Origin of the sequence: Mesorhizobium sp. M1088, from assembly GCF_040318575.1 — a bacterium.
In the GTDB taxonomy this organism is placed as follows: Bacteria; Pseudomonadota; Alphaproteobacteria; order Rhizobiales; family Rhizobiaceae; genus Mesorhizobium.
Map to the genome: position 1 here is coordinate 283,144 of NZ_JAMYMO010000006.1, position 6,889 is coordinate 290,032.

At 64.4% G+C, this 6,889-nt stretch carries 4 protein-coding genes; 1 reads left to right on the top strand and 3 read right to left on the bottom strand.

Annotation, left to right across the window (positions count from 1 at the left end; translation table 11 throughout):
* Positions 1-23 precede the first annotated feature (23 nt).
* The 3 genes from NKH49_RS10915 to NKH49_RS10925 are packed head-to-tail and all read right to left on the bottom strand — an operon-like array spanning position 24 to position 5,810.
* Entirely contained in the window at positions 24-3,320 is a 3,297-nt protein-coding gene (locus tag NKH49_RS10915) for an error-prone DNA polymerase (RefSeq protein ID WP_352618993.1), read from the bottom strand.
* On the bottom strand, positions 3,317-4,795 hold the full coding sequence (locus NKH49_RS10920; RefSeq protein ID WP_352458333.1) for a DUF6504 family protein: 1,479 nt from the start codon (positions 4,793-4,795) through the stop codon (positions 3,317-3,319). The genes NKH49_RS10915 and NKH49_RS10920 overlap by 4 nt, the downstream gene beginning before the upstream one ends.
* Positions 4,728-5,810 carry an ImuA family protein gene (locus NKH49_RS10925; protein ID WP_352926035.1) on the bottom strand — a complete coding sequence of 361 codons (1,083 nt, stop codon included), beginning with the start codon at positions 5,808-5,810 and terminating at the stop codon, positions 4,728-4,730. The genes NKH49_RS10920 and NKH49_RS10925 overlap by 68 nt, the downstream gene beginning before the upstream one ends.
* A gap of 523 nt (positions 5,811-6,333) precedes the next feature.
* On the opposite strand from NKH49_RS10925, the gene NKH49_RS10930 reads away from it, so the two are divergent.
* Complete coding sequence (locus NKH49_RS10930; RefSeq protein WP_023721935.1) at positions 6,334-6,756, top strand: metallopeptidase family protein; 423 nt, start codon at positions 6,334-6,336, stop codon at positions 6,754-6,756.
* Positions 6,757-6,889 lie beyond the last annotated feature (133 nt).

Sequence of the window (6,889 nt, forward strand, 5' to 3'; positions counted from 1 at the left end):
CTCCGTCGCGATCTTTCGCGCCTCTATTGAAAATTGCGCCCTTTGGGCATGACCTTCTCTGCCTTTCCCAATAGTTCCGTTTGCGCGATGCTGCCAGGCTGAGCCTCGTCTGCACTGTCCGCAGGCCTTGCCTGCTCAAGCAGCACCGACAGCCACGGCGTCAGATCCTCGACCTTCTCGGCGACGATATGGATGACGTCCGATTCCGATTGCAGCTTGCCGGTGACGCGGATGAGACGCGCGCCCATGACGATGGGGCGGAAGCGGTCAAAAGTCCTTTCCCAGAAAATGATGTTGGCGACCGCATTCTCGTCTTCCAGCGTCAGGAAAATCGCCTTGCCATTGCCCGGCCGCTGCCGCACCAGCACGAGGCCGGCGACCGAAACGCGCCGGCCGTCCCGCACCTGGCCGAGCCGCACATTGGGCGTGACGCCGGAACGATCCAGCCTTTGACGCAGGAAGGCGACCGGGTGCGCCTTCAGCGACAGGCCAAGCGAGCGGTAGTCGTGGACGACGTGCTCGCCGAGCGGCATTGTCGGGAGCGTGGTTTGGGGCTCGAGGTCGCGAAAGCGGATCGCCGGCTGGTCGAACAGCGGCAGCTTTTCGGCGGCACTCTTGCCGTCGAGCGCGCGGACCGCCCATAGAGCGTCGCGACGGTTCAATCCAAGCGACCGGAAAGCGTCGGCCTGCGCCAGTTTTTCGATCTCGTCGACGTTGAGGCCCGAGCGCAGCCAGACGTCGCGTACGGATGCATAGCCGGCGCCGCGCCGAGACACAAACGCTTCCATGCGCTCCTTCGACAGGCCCTTGACCTGGCGAAAGCCGAGCCGGACGGCATGGCTGGTCCGGATGACGCCGCGCATCTGGGCATGGCGGTCAAGGATACGATCCGGATCGAAAGGCGATTTCTCCAAGGCGCAATCCCAGCCGGAAAAATTGACATCGACCTCGCGGATCTCGACGCCGTGGTCATGCGCGTCGCGGACAAGCTGGGCCGGCTGGTAAAACCCCATCGGCTGGGAATTCAGGATCGCGGCGCAGAACACGTCGGGATAGAAGGTCTTGAACCAGCAGGAGGCATAGACCAGCAGGGCGAAGGAGGCGGCGTGGCTCTCGGGAAAGCCGTATTCGCCAAAACCCTCGATCTGCTTGAAGCAGCGCTCGGCGAAGTCTTTTTCGTAGCCCTTGGCGACCATGCCGTCGACCATTCTCTTGCGGTAATTGCCGATCGTGCCGGTGCGCTTGAATGTCGCCATGGCGCGGCGCAGTTCATCGGCCTCGCCCGGCCTGAAGCCGCCAGCAACGATGGCGATCTTCATCGCCTGCTCCTGGAACAGCGGCACGCCCAGCGTCCTGCCGAGTATTTTTTCCAGTTCCGGCTTGGGATATTCGGGTTTTTCCTTGCCTTGCCGGCGGCGCAGATAAGGGTGGACCATGTCGCCTTGGATCGGGCCGGGCCGCACGATCGCCACCTCGATGACGAGGTCGTAAAAGCTTTTCGGCCGCAGCCGCGGCAGCATCGACATTTGCGCGCGCGATTCGATCTGGAAGACGCCGATCGTGTCGGCACGGCAGATCATGTCGTAGACATGCCTGTCCTCGGCAGGCAGAGTGGCCAGCACATAGGGCAGGCCGTACGCGTCCCGCGCCTGCGGATAATGATCCTGGAGCAGGGTGAAGGCGCGCTGCAGGCAGGTCAGCATGCCGAGCGCCAGCACGTCCACTTTAAGGATTTTCACCGCGTCGAGATCGTCCTTGTCCCACTCGACCATCTTGCGCTCGTCCATCGCCGTCTTGACGATGGGCACGATCTCGTCGAGCCGGTCCCGGGTGATGACAAAACCGCCGACATGCTGCGACAAATGACGGGGAAAGCCCATGATCTCGTTGGCGCATTCGATCACATGCCTTGTCGATGGATCGGTCCGATCGAGGCCGCCGGCCTTTGTCTCCTTTTCGCCGAGCTCCGAGGTCGACCAGCCCCAGATCGAACTGGACAGCGCGCCCCGAACGTCGTCCGACAGGCCCATCGCCTTGGCCACTTCCCGCATCGCCGAGCGGCCCCGGTAGCTGACGACGGCGGCGGCCAGCGCGGTGCGCTTGGTGCTGTATTTGGAATAGATGTACTGGATGACCTCCTCGCGCTTTTCATGCTCGAAATCGACGTCGATGTCGGGCGGCTCGTTTCTTTCCTCGGAAATGAAGCGCTCGAAAAGCGTTTCGATCTTGTCCGGGCCGACTTCGGTGATGCCAATGCAGAAGCAGACGATCGAGTTGGCGGCAGAGCCGCGCCCCTGGCAGAGAATGTTCTGGCTGCGGGCGAATTTGACGATGTCGTGGACAGTCAGGAAATAGCGCGCGTAGTTCAGACGCTCGATCAGAGCGAGCTCCTCCTCGATGCGCTGCGTCACAAAAGCGGGCACGCCCGAGGGGTAGCGGATGGCGGCTCCCTCCTTGGCCAGCCTTTCCAGTTCGGCCTGCGGCCCAAGACCCGATTCCGTCGGCTCGTCGGGATAGTTGTATTGCAGGTCACTGAGCGAGAAGGTCAGCTCGCCGGCAAAACGCAGCGTTTCCGCCAGCGCTTGCGGATGCCTGCGGAAAAGCCGTGCCATCTCCAGCGGCGGCTTTAAGTGACGCTCGGCATTGGCCGCCAGCTCCAGCCCCACCTCGGCGACGGGCACATTGAGGCGGATCGCCGTCAGCACGTCCTGCAGCGGGCGCCGTTCCGACGTATGGTAGAGAACATCGTTGGTCGCCATCAACGGGATGCCGGCCAGATCCGCCATCGCCGCCGCCTGCTCGATACGGAAGCGGTCGTTGCCGCGGTAATCCGGCGAAACCGCAAGCCGCAGGTTTTCACCGAAACGATCCCTGAGCCGGCTAAGGAGTGCGAGGCTGGTTTCCGCGTCCGCCGACACATCTGGCAGTATGGCGAGCGACAGGAGATCGCCCCATTCGAGAAGATCGCTCTGTTTGAGGAGCGTCGCCCCTTTTTCGTTCTCGTCACGCAGATTGGCCTGCGTCAGCATGCGGCAGAGATGACCCCAACCCTTGCGATCCTGCGGGTAGGCGAGGATGTCCGGCGTGCCGTCGCAAAAAACCAGGCGGCAGCCGGGATGATAGGAAACACCCTCCACCTTGGCCTGCTGCCAGGCGCGCACCACGCCCGCCACCGTGTTGCGGTCGGCGAGACCGATCCCCGAAAACCCCAGGAATTTTGCCGCGACCACCAGCTCCTCCGGTTTCGAGGCACCGCGCAGAAACGAGAAGTTCGACTGGATGCCGAATTCGGCATAGGGGTTGGCCGTCAGCGCATTCATGCGAAGATCCCATGCATGAACCAGCGCGGCGAGGGCTGCGAGGCGCCGTAAAGCCCCTGGCGATAGAGCCAGTAACGGCGGCCGTCGGCATCCTCGATGCGGAAATAATCCCGGGTCGGGGCATCTTCTCGTCCCGCCGCCCCTCGCCACCATTCCGGCGCGATGCGCTCCGGCCCTTCGGCGCGCGCGACCCGATAGAGCGCGCGCCGCCAGCGGAAGTTCAAAGGCGGGCCTTCCGGCATTTCGGTGGCCGGCACCTCGATCGGCTCGGGCGAACGGAAAAGCCGGATCGGCCGTTCCGGCTGGAAGACGGTCGTGGGAGCGTCCTTCGCCTTGTCCGGCTGCTTCGGCGGCGAGCTTCTCTGCGGCGCCTCCGTGAAGGGAAGGGTGGCGACGGCGCGCTCCGGCAAATGGCTCTCGACGGCGACCGGCTTCAAGACCGCGCCTTCGCCGAGCCGGGCGCGAATGCGGTCGGCAAAAAGCGCGATATCGGCACCGTCGTCGCTCGTCTCGCCGGCAAGGTCGGCCTGCTGCATGTCGAAGGCGGCGGCGGTCAGCACCGAAAGGCGCACGAGATCGAAGCCATAGCCGGCGTCGATATCCTGTTCGAGCGCGGCAAGCCTTTCATGGAACAATTTCTGGATCAGCCGCGGCTCGCGCAGAGGCCGCGAGGTGCCGACGGCGATGCGGCTGACGCCGCCATCGACGCGGAAAAGCAGCAGCGCCAGCCGCCTTGCGCCCTCGCCGCGACGCTCGAGGTCGCTCTTCAAGGTGGTCGCCAGCATGCCGGTCAGCCGCTCGATGTCCTCGGTCAGCATGATCGGCTCGGCAAGGTGACGCTCGACCGAAAGCGGTGCCACCGGCAGGCGCGGCGACACGGCCTCCTCGAGGCGGCCAAGCGCCTGGTCGAGGCGCAAGAGCAGCGATGCGCCGAAGCGGCGGGCCAGCGGCGCGCGCGGTGCCGCCATGACGGCGCCCGCCGTGCGCAGGCCGACGCTTTCGAGGCTGGCGCGTACCTCCGGGTCGATGCGCAGCGCCGCCAGCGGCAAGGGCGCGAGAAGCGCTTCCTCCCCACCATCGGGCACGATGCGGTCGCCAGCAAACCGCGCCGCCGCCCAGGCAGCACCAGGCGTGGCGGCAAGCCCGGCGCGGACATCGAAGCCCTGATGGAAAAAACGCGACAGGATATCATCCAGCATCGAGCGTTCGCCGCCGAAAAGATGGGTGCAGCCGGTGACGTCGAGATAGAGGCCGTCGGTCCCGTCAAGCGCCACCAGCGGGGTGTAGCGGTCGCACCAGTCGGCGAGGCCTTCGAGCAGGCGCCGGTCGGCCTCCGGATCGGCCTCCACGATGTCGATCGAGGGATGCATGGCGCGTGCGTCGGCTATGCCCATGCCGCGCTTCAGATTAAGCGCCTCGGCCCGTTCGTCGAGGGCGGCGATGCGCTGGGTGTTCCCTTGGCGATGGCTGATCACCAGCGGCAGGTGATCCGACGGCCGGGAACGCCAGGACCGCCCCAGACGCTGCCGCAAGATCCTCTCGGCGGCGAGATGCGGAAACCACAAGGATAGGTTTCTTTGGCCGTTCTGGGGCCCATTCCTGAGACCTTCCTTGCTCGCCCCGTCTTTCTTCGAATATGCGTTCATCGGGGTTCCACTCCAGTGTGAATTTTCCGGGCAAGGCCGTGCGGCTCTTGCCGATGGCGACGGTGAAGGCGGGCCGGCCGATCGAGCCGGCGAGCGGCCCGGCAAGCGTCTTACGCGTTGCCGCCGGTGCCGCCGACAGGATGAGGCGGACGGGCGCTGCCGTCGGTTCGGGCTCGCCGGCCTGGCGCAGCAGGAACAGCGGCCGGCCCGCACTCTGCGCGCGGGCGTGCAGCCGCCGCGTCGCGGTGAGGTCAAGCCGCTGCGGGCTGCCGCGGATTTCGAGGATGACGGCGGCCAGCGCCGTCATCCGGGCAGCCTCCTCGGCGATCCACAGCGCATCGAGCAGCCTTGGCGCCTCGGAAAACAGCAATTGCTCCGGCTCGATGCCGAAGAAGGCGTGAAGCCCCCTGGCATAGGGAAAGCCGGCCTCGCGGAAAACCTCGGATGTGCCGATCCACAGCACCGGCAATCGCGGCCCCTGGCTGAGGATCAGGCTGACGAGCGACAAGGCAAAACCGGCAACGGCCCCGGCATCGCGGGTCGCGGCGCCATGAAACTCGCTCACCGCCGCCTTCGGCAGGCCGCCGCTCAGCGCAGCATCGAGGCGCTCGGCGCCGGTGCGCAAAAACGCATCGGGCGGCGCCACGGCGAGGCCGCGCCGGACAATGGTCAGATTCCGAGCGGGTGTCGGATGCCGAGAGGGTGTCAGACTCTGACGAGGGACATCCGCGTCAAACGACGAACTGGCCGGCGCCTCCAGGCGCTCGGGCAAGGTCCCTTCGATCTTCGCGATCTGGCGGCGCAGGGCAAAAACAGTCTCCCGCGCCACGGCGCTTGTCGCCATGACGGTCAGCTTCCACTCACAATTGTTCCTGTTATGTTCTTATAGATTCCAGAGGGAGGATGAAGAGTCAAGCGGAGTCATGGGGAATTTATTCCTGCCCGATTTTAGCGGGCCGTTCACGAAACAGGAACTTCCCGTGAATTATCGACCCGGCCGCTTCCGGGCCATCCCTAAAACCAGCCAGACGATCATGACGCCTATGATGGCGCCGACAAGCATCCGAAGCAGGCTGACCAACTCGGAATTCCTGCCGAGATAACTGGTCAAGACCACCAGCACCAAAAGAAGCAGTGCGCCAAACACTCCACAAATTGCAGCGCTTCTGACGAATTGGTTGCTGAATGGCATTTGAACACTCGACTCTGACAGAACGATGGAGGTTCGGCTTCGGGTATGGCGGCGTCCATCATCTCGCAAAGGCCACCCCTAGACCAGAGCGGATGACAGATTGCGCCCTTGAATCTGCCGCGTCATTTGCCGAGTCCGGCCTGAAAGCCTATATGCCGGGATCAAAGGACAAAGCATGGCTCGCATCTACCAAACACGCATCTGGCACGACCAGCTTTCGCCAACGATGGAGGAAATCGAGCTCTTGGCGCTGGAGGCCTATGCCCATCTGCCGGAGGAGTTTCGCAAGCTGACCGGCGAGATCGTCATTCAGATCGCCGAATTCCCGACCGACGAGATCATGGACGACCTTTCGCTGGAAACGCCCTTCGACCTGCTCGGCCTGTTCGAGGGGCGCGGCATCGCCGAGCGCTGGAACCCGCAGACCGGCGAGGGGCCGAACCGCATCACGCTCTATCGCCGCGCCATCCTCGACTATTGGGCCGAGAACGAGGAAACGCTGGGCGACATCGTCACCCACGTGCTGATCCACGAGATCGGCCACCATTTCGGCCTGTCGGATGACGATATGGAGAAGATCGAAGAGGCAGCGGAGTGAGCGACCCCGCTCCTCGTCATCCTGGGGCGGAGCAAGGAGCGAAGCGACGCGGCGCAGACCCCAGGATCCATATGTGGACGGCGCCCTGCCTGCAACGGTTGTTTTGCGTCGTTTTCGATCGCTTGCGTCCATA

Excerpts from the sequence above, each read along its gene's own strand:
- NKH49_RS10930 (WP_023721935.1), top strand. The coding sequence starts at position 6,334 with ATGGCTCGCATCTACCAAACACGCATCTGGCACGACCAGCTTTCGCCA.
- NKH49_RS10925 (WP_352926035.1), bottom strand. The coding sequence starts at position 5,810 with ATGGCGACAAGCGCCGTGGCGCGGGAGACTGTTTTTGCCCTGCGCCGC.
- NKH49_RS10915 (WP_352618993.1), bottom strand. The coding sequence starts at position 3,320 with ATGAATGCGCTGACGGCCAACCCCTATGCCGAATTCGGCATCCAGTCG.